Source organism: Dyadobacter sp. (assembly GCF_039919315.1).
In the GTDB taxonomy this organism is placed as follows: Bacteria; Bacteroidota; Bacteroidia; order Cytophagales; family Spirosomataceae; genus Dyadobacter.
Genome location: NZ_JBDSFX010000003.1, coordinates 104375 through 119668, shown reverse-complemented (window position 1 = coordinate 119668; position 15294 = coordinate 104375). Strand labels below are relative to the sequence as shown.

Annotated in this window: 15 protein-coding genes; 12 read left to right on the top strand and 3 right to left on the bottom strand. The window is 45.5% G+C overall.

The window, feature by feature from the left end; all coding sequences use genetic code 11:
- Nucleotides 1-1852 (bottom strand): isoleucine--tRNA ligase (gene ileS, locus ABIO93_RS02145; RefSeq protein WP_348063926.1); only part of this gene is annotated, 1852 nt, incomplete at its 3' end.
- Nucleotides 1853-2030: 178 nt separating this feature from the next.
- On the opposite strand from ileS, the gene can reads away from it, so the two are divergent.
- Complete coding sequence (gene can, locus ABIO93_RS02140; protein ID WP_348063924.1) at nucleotides 2031-2660, top strand: carbonate dehydratase; 630 nt, start codon at nucleotides 2031-2033, stop codon at nucleotides 2658-2660.
- Between the two features lie 107 nt (nucleotides 2661-2767).
- Nucleotides 2768-3940: a PepSY-associated TM helix domain-containing protein gene (locus ABIO93_RS02135; RefSeq protein WP_348063922.1), complete on the top strand. Its 1173-nt coding sequence runs from the start codon at nucleotides 2768-2770 to the stop codon at nucleotides 3938-3940.
- Between the two features lie 3 nt (nucleotides 3941-3943).
- Here the strand turns inward: ABIO93_RS02135 and ABIO93_RS02130 are convergent, their stop codons facing one another.
- On the bottom strand, nucleotides 3944-4777 hold the full coding sequence (locus ABIO93_RS02130) for a glycoside hydrolase family 16 protein (protein WP_348063920.1): 834 nt from the start codon (nucleotides 4775-4777) through the stop codon (nucleotides 3944-3946).
- A 110-nt stretch (nucleotides 4778-4887) separates the two neighbouring features.
- Between ABIO93_RS02130 and ABIO93_RS02125 the strand changes: the two genes are divergently transcribed.
- The 10 genes from ABIO93_RS02125 (at nucleotide 4888) to ABIO93_RS02080 (ending at nucleotide 13057) form a co-directional block, all read left to right on the top strand.
- A complete protein-coding gene (locus ABIO93_RS02125) occupies nucleotides 4888-5898 on the top strand; it encodes a bile acid:sodium symporter family protein (protein ID WP_348063918.1) in 1011 nt (336 codons plus the stop codon).
- 1 nt (nucleotide 5899) lies between these two features.
- Nucleotides 5900-6523 (top strand): DUF4230 domain-containing protein, encoded by a 624-nt coding sequence (locus ABIO93_RS02120; RefSeq protein ID WP_348063916.1) that lies wholly within the window; start codon nucleotides 5900-5902, stop codon nucleotides 6521-6523.
- Between the two features lie 29 nt (nucleotides 6524-6552).
- Nucleotides 6553-7929 (top strand): glutamine synthetase family protein, encoded by a 1377-nt coding sequence (locus ABIO93_RS02115; protein WP_348063914.1) that lies wholly within the window; start codon nucleotides 6553-6555, stop codon nucleotides 7927-7929.
- A 304-nt stretch (nucleotides 7930-8233) separates the two neighbouring features.
- Nucleotides 8234-8701 carry an IS200/IS605 family transposase gene (gene tnpA, locus ABIO93_RS02110; RefSeq protein ID WP_348063912.1) on the top strand — a complete coding sequence of 156 codons (468 nt, stop codon included), beginning with the start codon at nucleotides 8234-8236 and terminating at the stop codon, nucleotides 8699-8701.
- A 275-nt stretch (nucleotides 8702-8976) separates the two neighbouring features.
- Nucleotides 8977-9750, top strand: a complete 774-nt coding sequence (locus tag ABIO93_RS02105; RefSeq protein ID WP_244822139.1) for a glucose 1-dehydrogenase — start codon at nucleotides 8977-8979, stop codon at nucleotides 9748-9750.
- A 40-nt stretch (nucleotides 9751-9790) separates the two neighbouring features.
- On the top strand, nucleotides 9791-11182 hold the full coding sequence (locus tag ABIO93_RS02100) for an aldehyde dehydrogenase family protein (protein ID WP_348063909.1): 1392 nt from the start codon (nucleotides 9791-9793) through the stop codon (nucleotides 11180-11182).
- A gap of 6 nt (nucleotides 11183-11188) precedes the next feature.
- Nucleotides 11189-11896, top strand: coding sequence for an amidotransferase (locus ABIO93_RS02095; protein WP_348063907.1), 708 nt, complete (start codon nucleotides 11189-11191; stop codon nucleotides 11894-11896).
- 52 nt (nucleotides 11897-11948) lie between these two features.
- The gene (locus ABIO93_RS02090) at nucleotides 11949-12467 is read left to right on the top strand and encodes a phosphoribosyltransferase family protein (RefSeq protein ID WP_348063905.1); all 519 of its coding nucleotides are present in this window, start codon (nucleotides 11949-11951) and stop codon (nucleotides 12465-12467) included.
- A 40-nt stretch (nucleotides 12468-12507) separates the two neighbouring features.
- A complete protein-coding gene (locus ABIO93_RS02085) occupies nucleotides 12508-12741 on the top strand; it encodes a hypothetical protein (protein ID WP_348063903.1) in 234 nt (77 codons plus the stop codon).
- Nucleotides 12731-13057 (top strand): type II toxin-antitoxin system RelE/ParE family toxin, encoded by a 327-nt coding sequence (locus ABIO93_RS02080; protein ID WP_348063901.1) that lies wholly within the window; start codon nucleotides 12731-12733, stop codon nucleotides 13055-13057. Before ABIO93_RS02085 ends, ABIO93_RS02080 begins: the two co-directional genes overlap by 11 nt.
- Nucleotides 13058-13059: 2 nt before the next feature.
- On the opposite strand, the gene ABIO93_RS02075 is transcribed toward ABIO93_RS02080, so the two are convergent.
- Nucleotides 13060-15270, bottom strand: a complete 2211-nt coding sequence (locus ABIO93_RS02075; RefSeq protein ID WP_348063899.1) for an alpha-galactosidase — start codon at nucleotides 15268-15270, stop codon at nucleotides 13060-13062.
- Nucleotides 15271-15294: the final 24 nt, after the last annotated feature.

Sequence of the window (15294 nt, the reverse complement as noted above, 5' to 3'; positions counted from 1 at the left end):
GATTTTCAAACGGGTAGTGCCATTGAGCATACGGCATCGCGCCGGAGTCAAACCAAACGTCGATAAGGTCCGGTTCGCGGTGCATTACATGGCCTCTTTTTGAAACCAACACAATGTTATCCACATAAGGACGGTGCAGATCGAAGTCCCCGTGTTCAAGTTTTTGAAGATAATCGGAATTAAGTCTGGACTGTTCTCTCGTTAAATGTTCTGAAATGATCGCTTCTTCTAAAAGATCTTTCAATTCCGCTATGGAGCCCACACAAACTTCGTCACCGTGGTCATTTCGCCAGATCGGAAGCGGCGTACCCCAGTAACGTGAGCGCGAAAGGTTCCAGTCTACCAGGTTTTCAAGCCAGTTTCCAAAACGCCCCGTTCCGGTACTTTCGGGCTTCCAGTTGATCGTTTTGTTCAATTCCACCAGCCTGTCCTTCATTGCCGTGGTTTTGATAAACCAGCTATCCATCGGATAGTACAGCACTGGTTTGTCAGTCCGCCAGCAATGTGGGTAGGGGTGTTCGTATTTTTCTACTTTAAATGCCTTGCCCTCTTCTTTCAGTCTGATCGCGATCAAAACATCGGTAGCCCGGAATTCGGGATCATTTTGCTCTTCGTCCGAATAGTATTCCGGCTTCACAAAACGGCCCGCATAATCTGTAATTTCTTTCACAAAACGTCCCCGGCGGTCGACGATAGGAACATCTTTGCCAGTTTCATCTTTCACCATAATAGCGGGAATTCCATTGGCCTGCGCCACCCGGAAATCGTCCGCACCAAAAGTAGGAGAGGTATGCACCACGCCTGTACCGTCTTCGGTAGTAACGAAGTCACCGATAATCACCCGGAACGCAGGCTGCTCCGGTTGAACATAAGGCATGAGCTGCTCATATTCAATGCCTTCCAGGTCTTTACCTTTGAATTCACTCAGGATTGACCATGGCAATAGTTTTTTATCACTCGCAGCAAAACCGTCAAAATCACCATCCTGACCTTTTTCTGAAAAATATTTACCGATCAAATCCTTCGCCAATACGACTGCTACGGGTTCGTAGGTGTAGGGATTAAATGTTTTGATAAGTACATAATTAATGTTGGCACCGACGGTCAGGGCTGAGTTTGCAGGGAGTGTCCAGGGGGTTGTTGTCCAGGCTAGTATTCGAATATCAAGACTTGGCAAGTCTGAGAAGACTTGCCAAGTCTCAGCATCTTTCACCTTAAACATCGCCACGATAGTCGTATCCTTTACATCCTTATACGTTCCCGGCATGTTCAGTTCGTGCGACGACAAACCGGTTCCGGCAGCCGGGGAATAAGGCTGGATCGTGTAACCTTTGTAAAGCAAACCTTTGTCATACAGCTTTTTGAGCAGGCTCCAAAGGCTTTCGATGTACTCGCTTTTATAGGTAATGTATGGATTTTCAAGATCCACCCAATACCCCATTTTTTCAGTCAGGTCATTCCATTGGTCGGTAAATTTCATGACCGTCTGGCGGCACTTTTCATTATATGCTTCAACGGAAATAGTCTTCCCGATGTCGTCTTTTGTAATGCCAAGCTCTTTTTCAACCTGCAATTCAACCGGGAGACCATGCGTGTCCCAGCCACCTTTGCGTTTCACCTGAAACCCCTGTAAAGTTTTGTAGCGGCAAAAAATATCTTTGATCGCACGCGCCATCACATGGTGAATTCCCGGCGTTCCGTTAGCGGAAGGAGGGCCTTCAAAAAATGTAAAAGTGGGAGCACCTTCACGGGTTTCGACCGACGCTTCGAAGATTTTTTGGTCTTTCCAGAATTGCAGCACCTCGTCTCCGATTTTCGGATAACTCAGGTTTTTATATTCGTTATATTTCATATGTGCTGTTAGCTGTCAGCGGTTGGCTGCGAGCTGGTAATGTAAATGGCAATATATCCTTAACCTACTGCGGTTTTTAAGAGTGCAAAATTACGGATTTTTCTGCTAAAAGGTGTTCGCTTTTGAATGAATCCGAGATAGATTGTATTATTTTGGCACTTCAATTATCAATCGCAAAATGGAACTCATTAACCGCCTATTGACCGCCAACAAATCTTGGGCAGCCCGGCAGCTCGAAGTTGACGAAACATATTTTGACAATCTGGCGAAAGACCAGAAGCCGGATTTCCTATGGATCGGTTGTTCCGACAGTCGCGTGCCGGCTGAGGATCTGACGGGCTCGCAGCCGGGCGAAATGTTTGTACACCGGAACGTCGCTAACCTCGTGGTACATACCGATATGAACATGCTCAGCGTGTTGCAATATGCCGTGGAGGTGTTGAAAGTGAGGCATATACTCGTTGTAGGGCACTACCAATGCGGCGGCGTGAAGGCATCGATGATGCATAAGGATTTGGGCCTTATCAACCGCTGGCTGCATAATATCAAGGATGTTTACGACAAATATGCTTCAGAACTGGATGCAATTGAAGACGAAAAACAGCGTTTCGACCGACTGGTGGAGCTGAATGTGATCCAACAGGTGCAAAATCTCGCACAAACAAGCATTGTACAAGGCGCGTGGAACCAGGGGCAGGAGGTGCATTTGCACGGCTGGGTGTTCAGCCTGCACGACGGGCTGGTTAAAACGCTCACCCACATGCCGCCGACTACCAAGGTGGAAGGGATTTACCGCTACGACTTTTGATCATAACAAGCCTGCCTCGTGCAGGCTTTTCTTTTGGTGGTTCGTGATGTTCATACTACCTTAGTATTTTAATTGAGTCTAAATAAGCAATTGAAATATTGAAGGAGATGAAAAAACTGATTGGTCAACTGCATCTTTACCTGGGCCTTGTTTCGGGGGTTCTTGTGATCGTTATATCCCTGACTGGCTGTATTCTGGCATTTGAGCAGGAAATCAAAAGTTTTACACAGCCTTATATGTTTGTGGACGTTCCCGCAACCGTTGATGCCAGGGTACTGCCGCCATCGGCCTTAGCGGCCAGTGCAGAGAAGGCACTTCCGGGTAAGAAAGCCAATGGCGTACTCTATGACGTTCCCTCCCGCAATGCACAGGTCGGTTTTTACAACCTTGATCCGGAGTATTATTACGTCGTTTATATCAATCAGTATACCGGAAAAGTGGTCAAAGTCTGGAACGAGGACGGAGATTTTTTCCATTTTATCCTGCACGGGCATTACTATCTATGGCTCCCTGAAAAAGTCGGGCAACCTGTAGTGGCATCCGCTACATTGATTTTTCTGGTTATGATGATCAGCGGATTAGTATTGTGGTGGCCAAAGAACAAATCTGCCGCAAAACAGCGGTTTTCAATCAAATGGAATGCGGCCTGGCGCCGAAAAAACTATGACCTGCATAATGTATTTGGGTTCTATATCATGTCAATTGGCGTGGTACTAGCCATTACCGGGCTGGTTTGGGGCTTTCAATGGTTTTCTCAGGGACTATATACAGCCACCGGCGGCGAAGGTTCGGATGTTTATTACAATCCTACCTCTGACACGACGGCTGTCTCAACAGTTTCCAAACCTATGCAGGCTGTTGATCGCGCCTGGCACATTTTGCAAAAAGAATATCCGAAGCATTCCAGTCTCAATATTTCATTTCCGCACCTCAAATCTGAGTCGATTTTCTCCTATGTCAATTTCAGGGAAGGTACCTACTATAAGGTGGATTATACCTATTTTGACCAGCATACATTGAAAAAAATCAATGCAAAAGGGCCTTATACCGGCAAGTATAGCGAGGCCAATTTTGCACAAACGCTGCGTCGGATGAACTATGATATCCATACAGGTGCGATTCTTGGCCTTCCGGGAAAGATTCTAATGTTTTTCGCCAGCCTAATCTGCGCAACTTTACCCGTCACCGGTTTTATCATCTGGTGGGGCAGGCGCAAGAAAAGTCCAAAGAATGTTAGAAAGAATTTACGATCAATGAAGCCCGATTTGATTGGCCGGTAGTCTTCATTGCTTTTGATAAACTCTTACGTAGTCAACTTCAAATTTTGCAGGAAACACCGTCTTTGACGGATCTCCGCCATTATCTCCGGCGACAGCCATGCCCAGCAAGATATAATGTGGGTGGCGGAATGGGTGAATGTCTTTGTTTCTTACATTAATGGTTTTCGATAAATCCTGTGAGGCAAGCAGCACATCGTCAACATACAGGCCGATCGAGGTTTCATCCCAATCCATTCTCCATACGTGAAATTTGCTGGACCATTCAGGATCATTGAAAGAGCTTAGCGGCTTTTTAACGGAATTCCAGACTGGTTTATATTGTTCCGCCGAACCCCAGGCCACATTGGCAAGAAGCATGTCACGGTAAAATTCCATGATATCAATTTCTCCGTTATCGGGCCATTCTCCCTTATTCCCCAATGTCCAGAACGCCGGCCACAGTCCTGAACGCGTATCAATCCTCGCTTTCATTTCAAAACGTCCGTACTGCCAGCTCTTCTTGCCTCGGGTAATGATACTGGCGGAAGTGTACTCGGCATACTCCTGGTTTTCTTTCCAGTTCGTGCTGCCTGCGACGTAATTCGGGTTTTTCTTCCTCTCTTTTTTTGCTTCAATGATCAGAAAACCACCTTTGCAATAAGCATTTTCGCCCTGAAACCATTGCGCTTCATGATTTCGGACAAAACCCTTTTCCGGCTGCCATACGGTAGGGTCAACGGCACCGTCTTTGTCAAATTCGTCGGCCCAGACCAACTTCCATTGTGCTTGCACTGTTGGTATAATATTTAGAGTCAGTAATAATGTAAATAGCCATTGTCTTGTTGAAAAGGAGATCATTATGATGGGTTTTGATAGGTTATTTGCGTGATTTTGTCCGGGTTACAAAGTAAATTATTAATATGCACAATGAAGCTAATGGCCGGGAGCTGATGTTAAATGCAGGAAATATGAATAAAATTTTTGAAACGGCGAAAAAATCAGGATTGGACGGTTTCATGCTCGCATTGATCGGAATGATCGTTTTGGCGTGGCTGTGGCCGTATCCGGGAATGAAAGAAAGTCCCGTTCCATTAGGTACGATTTCAACTTACGCGGTTTCCGTGATATTCTTTTTTTACGGATTGAGGCTCAGTCCTGAAAAGTTACGCGCGGGTCTCGTCAATTGGAAGCTGCACGTCATGGTGCATTTGTCGACATTCGTGTTATTCCCATTGATCGCACTGGCTTTCAGACCATTGTTCGTGTCCGATGAAAGTCAGACGTTGTGGCTGGCGATCTTTTTTCTTACGGCATTGCCTTCCACGGTGTCGTCTTCGGTTGTGATGGTTTCTATCGCGAAAGGAAACATTCCGGCCGCGATTTTCAATGCCAGCATTTCAAGTCTGATAGGGGTTTTCATTACGCCACTCTGGATGGGAGTGGTAATGGATGGAGGATCCGGTCATTTTGATCTGCTTTCGGTAGTCGGAAAGTTAGCATTGCAAGTATTACTTCCGGTATTTGCCGGTATTGTAATGAACAGGCGGTGGGGACATTTCGCCGAAAAGCATAAAAAATACATCCGCTATTTTGATCAGTCTTCCATTTTGCTGATCGTTTATACATCGTTTTGCGAATCTTTCGGCGAGCATTTGTTTAGTTCTTTGGGAATAAAAGAAATTGTATTTTTAGGGATAGGAATGCTGGCAATGTTTTTCGCTATTTACTTTTTGCTGACTTTCATCAGTGGCTTATTAAAATTTGATCGGGAAGATAGGGTGACAGCTGTATTTTGTGGTTCAAAAAAATCATTGGTACAAGGCGCGGTAATGTCAAAAGTGCTGTTTTCAGGGGCTCAGGCAGGGGTAATGTTGTTGCCCATCATGTTGTATCACGCATTACAGCTCATTGCCGCGAGTATCATTGCGCAACGTATGGCGCGGGAGGTGGAAGAGGAAGTTGCTTTAATTGAAAAATAATATGCGGTTGATATCGTGGTTGGTCAAGTTATTGGTTTTGATTTTTTTGTTGGCTGGGATCCAGTCATTATGGACTAATGTTCGTTCCGGCAACCTGATGCCCAGCTGGCTTAACGGGGAGGACAAAACCGAAACCATGCATACCATCGTTTTGCAGGAGATCACCGCTATGGGTAAGCTGGAACTGGTTAAATACAATTTCAAGGACGTGGTGGAGGAAGAGATCGTGAAAATGTGGCTTCCCAATGCCAAAGCGGTGCTTATCGTTCAGGGGGAGGCGATTGGATGTGTGGATTTAACCAAAATCGTGATTGCCGACATCAGTTCAGACGATGAAACATTGGTAGTACACATGCCTGACCCGGAGCTTTGTGTTTTTAAAATAGATCACAGTAAATCAAAGGTTTATAATACCGAATACGCTTTTAATGAAGAAGGTAAGCTGGTTCAGGAAGCGTACAAACAGGCTGAAAAGCAGATCCAGAAATCAGCATTGGATATGGGTATATTAGATCAAACCCGGGAAAATGCAAAGAAGATCCTGACACCGGTACTCGAAAAGGCATCCGGCAAAAAGGTGTTGCTGAAATTTCCAATGAATACCAAGATAGAAAAATTACGCTAACCTTAAATACTGTAAACTAACCCTTTCCGATGAGTAAAAAAGGATTCCTTACCCCAGAAGAACTTCAATCCAAAATAGGAGAGGGCCTGATAGAAACCATCGTGGTCGCTTTCACAGATCATTACGGGCGGTTGATGGGGAAACGGGTGGACGCTGATTATTTTATGGAATCGGTGCTAAAATCCGGTACCCATGGATGCAATTATTTGCTAACTACCGACATGGCCATGGAGCCGGTGCCCGGTTACGAATATGCCAACTGGGAGCTGGGTTACGGGGATTTCCATCTGGTACCAGACTTAAACACATTACGTACCGCCGACTGGCTGGAAAAAACTGCGCTCGTCATTTGCGACCTGCACAATGAGAAATCGCATAAACTGGAATCCATAGCGCCGAGGTCTATTCTTAAAAAGCAACTTGCTGTACTGGAAACTGGCGGAATGCAGTGCTTTGCAGCTTCCGAATTGGAATACTACTTGTTGGAAAACAGCTACAAGCAAGCATTTCAGCAGGGTTACCAGAATCTGACGCCCGCCGGGTATTACCTGGAAGACTATCACATTATGCAGGGAACGCGGAATGAAAAGTACACATCTGTAGTCCGCAGACATCTTAAAAATTCAGGCATACCGGTTGAAACTTCCAAAGGAGAGTGGGGCCTGGGGCAGCATGAATTGAATGTAAAATATTCGGAAGTGCTTCCAATGGCAGATAATCACATTGTTTACAAGCAATGTATGAAGGAAGTAGCCGACGCGATGGGGCTATCGGTAACATTCATGGCAAAATTCGCAACCGATCAGGCAGGTTCCAGCAGCCACATTCACATGAGTTTGTGGAAAGACGGCGAGAATGCTTTTGCGGGTGATCAGCAGTTTGGGCCGGTGAAAGGATCAGATCTTTTTCGCTGGTTTCTGGGAGGCTGGATCAAGCACGTTCCTGATGTCATGCCCTTTTACGCACCGACCGTGAATTCATACAAACGTTTCGTGGATGGTTCCTGGGCGCCTACGCGGCTGGCTTGGAGCTATGATAACCGTACGGCAGGTTTTCGGGTAGTAGGCAGTGGCGCGAGCCTAAGAATTGAATGCAGAATTCCGGGCGCCGACTGCAATCCTTACCTGGCATTTGCCGCGTCACTAGCGTCCGGTTTGGATGGTATTAAGAATAAAATTGAACCGCCGGAATGCTTTATCGGGGATATTTATGCCGCAGCACATTTGCCGAGAGTACCGTATACATTAGCTGAGGCAACTGCATTGTTTGAACATAGTGAATTTGCAAAAAATACATTCGGCAGCGAAGTAGTAGCACATTACACCCATTTTTTCAAAACCGAACAAAGAGCGTACGATACCACGGTGACGGATTGGGAGCGGAAACGGTATTTTGAACAGATATGAATGAGAAATTGGGGATATGTTAGAAACAGGAGGCCCCGCCGGGGCCGGAAAATTCCCAAAACATCCTGTGCTACAAACAGGTAGCTCCTCCGGAGCAAGGTAGTTGCCGCAGAGCGGCTCCCTGTTTGTAGAAATGGAGAATTGATTTATTCGTATTTGGCCCCGGAGGGGCCGCCTGTCTATTGCAATGCAGGATGTTACATAGCCCGACACCTGTTTATTAATGCGTTTTAAATAAATAATTTTGAAACGTTTAGGCTCGTTGTTTTAACCTAATTTCAATGTCACACACTAATCAGAAAATATGGCAGACACCTATTCGCAAATTTACCTTCAATTTGTTTTTTCGGTCAAAAACAGACAGAGTCTAATTCCAAAAGAACGTAAGGAAGAATTGCACAAATACATCACAGGCCTGGTTCAAAACCGGAAAGCGAAGATGCTGGCTGTCCATTGTATGCCAGATCATGTACACATTTTCGTCGGCTTTAAACCTGCGTACTCAATTTCAGAATTCATTAAACAAATTAAGGTTGAAAGCAATGAATTTATCAATGCAAAACAATGGACAAAGTATAAATTTGGATGGCAGGAAGGGTATGGCGTTTTTTCCTATTCCCATTCAGATATAGATTCAGTAGTCAAATACATTTTGAATCAGGAAGAGCATCACCGAAAGAGGAAGTTTCGAGAAGAATACATTGATTTTTTAGAGAAATTCGAGATTGAAATCGACGATAAATATTTGTTTGATTTTGTGGATGAACGTTAGGAGGCTCCTCCGGAGCCCAAAAATCGGGCAATGGATTGCTAGAAACAGGTTGCTCCTCCGGAGCAAAATGCTAGCCGCAGAGCGGCTCCCTGTTTCTAGGAATGTAGGGTTGATCTTTGCAAGTTTGGCCCCGGCGGGGCCACCTGTTTGTACAATGCGTATTAATTTGACAATGGGTGCGGAGCCGTCAGGTTTTACGATTTGTTTAATTTTTATTTCCAATAACACCGAAACTCAATTACTATAATTCATATAAACCGTTAATAAACAACCCAATGCGTTTAGAAAATAAAGTTGCCCTCATCACTGGTGGTAGCGGGGGAATTGGCCGCGAGACTGCACTTTTGTTTGCAAAAGAAGGAGCCAAAATCGTGGTGACTGATGTAAATGATGCCGCAGGCCAGGAAACAGCGGATGAAATCGTAAAAAATGGCGGAGAAGCATTTTTCCTGCATTCTGACGTTTCCAAAGCCGCTGATAATGAGGCGGCCGTGGCATTTGCAGAAGAGAAGTTCGGGAAGCTGAACATCATTTTCAACAATGCGGGCATTATGCACAGCGATGATGACAATGCCATGACCACCGAGGAGGCGATTTGGGACCTGACGATGAATATCAATGCGAAAGGGGTATTTCTGGGGTGCAAATATGGCATACCGGCATTGCAGCGTGCAGGCGGAGGCTCCATTATCAATACGGCTTCATTCGTAGCGATCCTGGGTGCGGCTACTCCGCAGGTAGCATATACCGCCAGCAAAGGTGCAGTACTCGCTCTTACACGTGAGCTCGCGATCATTCACGCACGTGAGAACATCCGTGTGAACGCATTATGCCCGGGCCCATTGCGCACGGAATTGCTGATGAAATTCTTGAATACCGAAGAAAAGAAACAACGCCGCCTCGTTCACATTCCAATGGGCAGGTTCGGTGAGGCAAAAGAAATGGCTTATGCAGCATTGTTTCTCGCTTCCGATGAGTCCTCATTCGTTACCGGAACGGACTTCTTGGTTGACGGAGGTATCACTTCCGCGTACGTAACACCACTTTAATTTAGAGCAGGAGGAAACCTTGTTTCTTCTCCCAAAAACTATGTCGACTCAAAAAACGATCAGTCCGATTGACGGTTCGGTGTACGTGGAACGTACGCTGGCTGATGCCGCAGCGGTTGAAACAGCATTAAATAAGGCAGTTTCTGCGCAAAAGGAATGGCGAAAAACTTCGCTGGCCGAGCGTGAGGCAGTATGTCGGAAAGCACTCGAATATTTTTTAACCAATGCCGATGAAATTGGCCTGGAACTGACCTGGCAAATGGGACGCCCGGTGCGCTACACGGCCAACGAAATTCGAAAGGGTTTTCAGGAACGTGCCAATTATATGATTTCCGTTGCCAGTAAGGCCTTGGCGGATGTTGAAGTGGCTGAAATTCCCGGTTTTAAAAGATTTATCCGCCGCGATCCTTTGGGAATAGTGTTCGTGGTAGCTCCCTGGAACTATCCTTATCTGACTTCCGTAAACTCGGTTATTCCGGCAATTATGTCGGGTAATGCGGTCATATTGAAACATGCCCAGCAAACGCCATTGTGTGCGGAACGGTATGCAGCGGCCTTTGAATACGCCGGTTTGCCGGAAGGGGTTTTTCAGTATCTGCATTTGAGTCACGACCAGGTAGCAGAGGTTATTGGTGACCAACGCATTGATTATGTAGCTTTTACCGGTTCAGTGGAAGGTGGTCACGCGGTGCAGAAGGCTATTAATGCAAGATTTATCATTGGTGGACTGGAACTTGGAGGGAAAGATCCTGCCTATGTCCGTGCGGATGCTAACCTGGCTGACGCTGTTGAAAATCTGGTGGATGGATCGTTCTTTAACTCCGGACAATCGTGCTGCGGAATTGAACGCATTTATGTGCATCAGGATGTATATGAGGAGTTTGTGAATGCATTTGCGGAGCTCACAAAAACTTACACATTAGGCGATCCCACCGATAGCGAAACGACATTAGGGCCTATGGTGAGGACATCAGCCGCCGCATTTGCCCAAAGGCAAATTGATGAAGCGATAGCACAAGGAGCGACTGCGCTCATTGATACTAAACTTTTTCCTTCTCACCAGGCGGGTACTCCCTATCTGGCCCCGCAGGTTTTGATCAATGTCAATCATTCGATGGAGGTGATGATGGAGGAAACTTTTGCGCCGGTAGTGGGTATCATGCCTGTAAGCGGTGACGAGGAGGCCATTCAATTGATGAATGACAGCCAGTACGGTCTTACAGCGTCCATTTGGACCACTGATATCGATGCTGCTTTGCTAATCGGTGAGCAGGTGGAAACGGGAACATGGTTTATGAACCGCTGTGATTACCTGGATCCTGCGCTGGCATGGACGGGTGTTAAGAACTCCGGGCGAGGCTGTACATTGTCAACAGTTGGATACGAAGCATTGACAAGGCCAAAATCATTTCACTTAAAAATCAACGCTTAATTCTGCATGAAAGTCGGACTGCTGGAATGTGACCATGTGAGAAGCGAATTATTGAATATTGCCGGAGACTATCGTGAGATGTTTCCGGCATTGTTTTCTGCCGTCGCGCCGGAGTGGGAATTTACCTTTTACGATGTTTGCAATGGACATTTTCCCTCATCTGTCAACGAATGTGATGTGTATATTTGTACGGGTTCAAAGTCCTCGGTATATGATGAGGATGACTGGATTTTCAGGTTGAAGGATTTTTTAAAACAAATTTACCAATCGAAAAAAGTCTATCTGGGTGTATGTTTTGGCCATCAGATGCTGGCAGAAGCACTGGGCGGAAAAGTGGAAAAATCGGATGTGGGCTGGTGTGTAGGTGTGCATACTTTTCAAATGTTACAACATCGTAAGTGGATGGTACCAGCATTGCCCGCTGTTAATCTGTTGATGATGTGCCAGGATCAGGTTATGAAGCTGCCTCCCGACAGTACATTGCTCGCATCGACTCCTGATTGCCCTGTTGCAATGTTCTCAGTTGGAGAGCGAATGGTCGGTGTACAGGCGCATCCCGAGTTTCCCAAAAAGTATGATCAGGCATTGATGGAGCTTCGGGTCGAACGCATAGGAGCTACCAAAGTGGCGCTAGGCATTGCGAGTCTTGAATTACCGACGCATGAAATTGTGATGGCAGAATGGTTGAAGAATTTTGCTGAGTCAATAGCGTAGAGATTCTATTCTTAATTTTATCTTTACCCTGATTTATTAACGAATGCATTCCATGACCGATAACAGCACTATTTTGCGGCGCCAGATACTCAGCTCTCATCAGACGGGCCAGAAAATTCGTCGTATCGCTTTTGAAATTTACGAACAGAATTTCGAGGAAACCGGTATCATTATCGCCGGCATTGCGGGAGAAGGTTATGCTTTTGCCCAAAGATTGGCCAGTGAACTGTTAGACATTTCGCCATTAGACGTTCAATTGGTGGAGCTGCGTTTTGATAAGAATGTACATTTCCAAAGCCCCATTCTGTTCGATAAAGAGGTTAATGTAGAAAATCAGGTCATTATCGTTGCCGATGATGTACTGAATACTGGCCGGACATTAGCATTTGCATTGGAGCCATTCCTGAAAGTGCGTATGAAAAAAGTTCAGGTAGCGGTGGTCGTGGATCGCAGCCATCACCTGTTTCCTGTCCACGCCGACTACGTAGGATATTCGCTCAGCACCACGCTGACGGAACACGTTCAGGTGGTACTCAGCAGGCCGGACGAAGAAGGGGTTTATTTGAAATAGTAAGTATGTTAGATACTTAGAGCAACGAACTGAAACGACTATGAGACTACAAGTCATACATGACAGCAAAGGAAAAACGACGGGAGTTTACATTCCGATTAATGAATGGAATGATTTAAAAAAGCAATACAAGGATTTGGAAGTTCTCGAATATGAGGACCCTTCCAAGGAGCAAATATTGTCTGAAATTAAAGAGGCACTTGTTCAATTGAAGATGGTTGAACAGGGAACGCTTAAAGCCCGGCCGGCCAAAGACCTCTTGAATGAGTTATAATATACTCTCCATTCCACTTTTTGACAAGCAATCTAAAAGACTTGCAAAGAAGTATCCTTCCCTGAAGAAAGACCTTGCCGATTTGATTTCACATCTGGAAATCAAACCTGATGAAGGCACACCATTGGGTAACAATTTTTACAAAATCCGCTGGGCGGTTTCGTCAAAAGGCAAAGGAAAATCAGGTGGGGTAAGAATCATTACTTATGTGAAAATCCTTCAAAATACTGTGTTCCTTTCGAGTATCTACGACAAATCGGAAAAGGAAAATATCACTGAGCGGGAGCTCGATGATATTTTCCGTCTAGTTTCGTAACATTAATCCACAGCCGTAATCTCAATAATAACACTAGTCCGCCTCGCACTAACAGCCGGATTGAAACCTGCTGTCATCAGAAATTCTCCGGAATAGGTCTGGTCTTCTTTGATTGGGGTTTTGGTTTCAGGGTAGAGATTCAGTTCCTTCACTTTGTATTGCTTGGCAGGATTCAGGCCTTGTAACCTGAAAGGAATGTCGGAACCTGCGCCATTCCGGTTTCCGGTGAGGTAAGAAAACAGGATCGCGCGGTCTTTGTTTTTGGTTGAGAACATTAATGAAGCAAAATCATTTTGCTTGGGATCCACCAGCCGGTAAAGGTCTCCATGCCATACCACATCTTTAATCGCATTGTAAGTGGAAACCGACTGCTGACTGAATTTGAGGTCTTTTTCATTCAAATGACTTACTACAATATCATATCCCAGTTTCCCCATCATAGCCACGTCCGTACGGAATTTGAGCGGCTGCTTTCCCCAGTCGGTAACGTGGGCGCTGTGTGTAATGGCCGGGTAGAAGTACGAGTACTCCCATTGCATGAATACCCTTTCCAATGGATCGGTGTTGTCGCTGGGCCAGAATTCGGTAAAATATTTCAATGCTTCATAATCCACACGACCGCCGCCGCCGGAGCAAAGCATCATCGGAACCTTCGGATATTTGGCCCGGAGCTTTTCCAAAACTTTATATAAGCCTTTCACATAATCCACATAAAGCTGCGATTGCTTCTGTTTGCTCTTTTCCAAATAGGCAGAATGCGCATTGAATGTGATCGCATTGCAGTCCCATTTGATATATGCGATCTCAGGATTTTCGGTAAAAAGTTTGTCCAGGATTCCGTAAACGAAGTTTTGCACTTCTGGATTAGAGAGATCCAGAGGCAGCTGGTTGCGCATATAATGCTCCGGTCGCTGCGGTTGTTTGATCACCCAGTCGGGATGCTTTTCGTACAATTCACTTTTAGGATTCACCATTTCAGGTTCCACCCAAATACCAAATTTGATCCCGGCATTCTTAGCTTCCTTCACCAGGTATCCAATGCCGTGCGGTAGTTTTTTGACGTTTTCCTGCCAATCGCCGAGCCCTGCGCCGTCGTTATTGCGGGGGTATTTGTTAGCAAACCAGCCATCGTCGAGCAGAAACAGGTCTACGCCTAGTTTTTTACCGTCTTTAAACAATCCCGCAAGCTTTTCTTCATTGAAATCAAAATAAGTGGCTTCCCAGTTGTTGAGCAAGGTAAGTCGCGACCCTTCTCCGTCCAGAATCCTGTATTTTCTGGCCCAGTTGTGCAGGTTGCGGCTGGCGTCGCCTTTGCCGTTTTCGGAGAATGTGTAAATGAATGACGGTGTCTTAAATTCTTGATTGGAACTGAGCGGATACTCGGATGCATAATTATTGATCCCGGCAATGAGACGCAGATTATGGTAAGAATCAACTTCGAAATCCATGCGGAAGTTACCGGACCATGCCAAAGTTCCCAACATTACTTTTCCTTCCGTTTCAGTAGCAGGTTTGTCAAATGACAACATGAAACTGGGCGGCTGGAAAAGATTGGCCCGTGTTCCTAATTTGGAATCCAAAACCCTGATCCCGGCAGTCAAATGCTCTTCTTCGGGATTCATTTCCTTAGCCCAGGTACCATTGTAATGGGTTAGGTAAAAATCTTTGGCAACAAAATAGAGATTAGCAGAAGCATATTTTTGCAACATGATCTGTCCTTTTTCCGAGCTTTTGATCTCACTCCATTGTTCCACTACATTTTCCTGGAAAAAAGTCCTGTAATTCAGCGTCACTTGAACCGCATAGATTGGATCTTTCAACAGGATGCTCGTCAATGTAGTATTTTCATTTTCTTTGACGGTTTTATGACTTACATAAATCAGGTCCAGCGATGGGTTACCGTCCGAATGAGTTATTTGCAGAGCTGGTTCGGACACATTCCAGGAGCCGGAAGGGGTATAGGCAGAGTTATAAATACCTGCATTGCCATCTCTCTGGCGGCTTTGAGAAGGAACCAATGCATAGTCCGACGCCTTACCAAGCTTTTTTCCAAAGTAAATAATACCGGGATGGTTATCCTTATCGGTTTGAATGACCAATGCATTTTCCCTCGTTTCAATGGGAATGGTGACTCCGTTTTGCGCGTATGCATTCAGGGAGGAAAGCAGCAGGAGAAATAATGGAGCGAGGGCAAATCGACGTTGGGAAATCATTATAAATGAGTTGATAGGACGTAT

Bases quoted from the DNA above. Each gene is read 5' to 3' on its own strand.
- can (WP_348063924.1), top strand. From the start codon at position 2,031: ATGGAACTCATTAACCGCCTATTGACCGCCAACAAATCTTGGGCAGCC.
- ABIO93_RS02135 (WP_348063922.1), top strand. From the start codon at position 2,768: ATGAAAAAACTGATTGGTCAACTGCATCTTTACCTGGGCCTTGTTTCG.
- ABIO93_RS02130 (WP_348063920.1), bottom strand. From the start codon at position 4,777: ATGATCTCCTTTTCAACAAGACAATGGCTATTTACATTATTACTGACT.
- ABIO93_RS02125 (WP_348063918.1), top strand. From the start codon at position 4,888: ATGAATAAAATTTTTGAAACGGCGAAAAAATCAGGATTGGACGGTTTC.
- ABIO93_RS02120 (WP_348063916.1), top strand. From the start codon at position 5,900: ATGCGGTTGATATCGTGGTTGGTCAAGTTATTGGTTTTGATTTTTTTG.
- ABIO93_RS02115 (WP_348063914.1), top strand. From the start codon at position 6,553: ATGAGTAAAAAAGGATTCCTTACCCCAGAAGAACTTCAATCCAAAATA.
- tnpA (WP_348063912.1), top strand. From the start codon at position 8,234: ATGGCAGACACCTATTCGCAAATTTACCTTCAATTTGTTTTTTCGGTC.
- ABIO93_RS02105 (WP_244822139.1), top strand. From the start codon at position 8,977: ATGCGTTTAGAAAATAAAGTTGCCCTCATCACTGGTGGTAGCGGGGGA.
- ABIO93_RS02100 (WP_348063909.1), top strand. From the start codon at position 9,791: ATGTCGACTCAAAAAACGATCAGTCCGATTGACGGTTCGGTGTACGTG.
- ABIO93_RS02095 (WP_348063907.1), top strand. From the start codon at position 11,189: ATGAAAGTCGGACTGCTGGAATGTGACCATGTGAGAAGCGAATTATTG.
- ABIO93_RS02090 (WP_348063905.1), top strand. From the start codon at position 11,949: ATGACCGATAACAGCACTATTTTGCGGCGCCAGATACTCAGCTCTCAT.
- ABIO93_RS02085 (WP_348063903.1), top strand. From the start codon at position 12,508: ATGAGACTACAAGTCATACATGACAGCAAAGGAAAAACGACGGGAGTT.
- ABIO93_RS02080 (WP_348063901.1), top strand. From the start codon at position 12,731: ATGAGTTATAATATACTCTCCATTCCACTTTTTGACAAGCAATCTAAA.
- ABIO93_RS02075 (WP_348063899.1), bottom strand. From the start codon at position 15,270: ATGATTTCCCAACGTCGATTTGCCCTCGCTCCATTATTTCTCCTGCTG.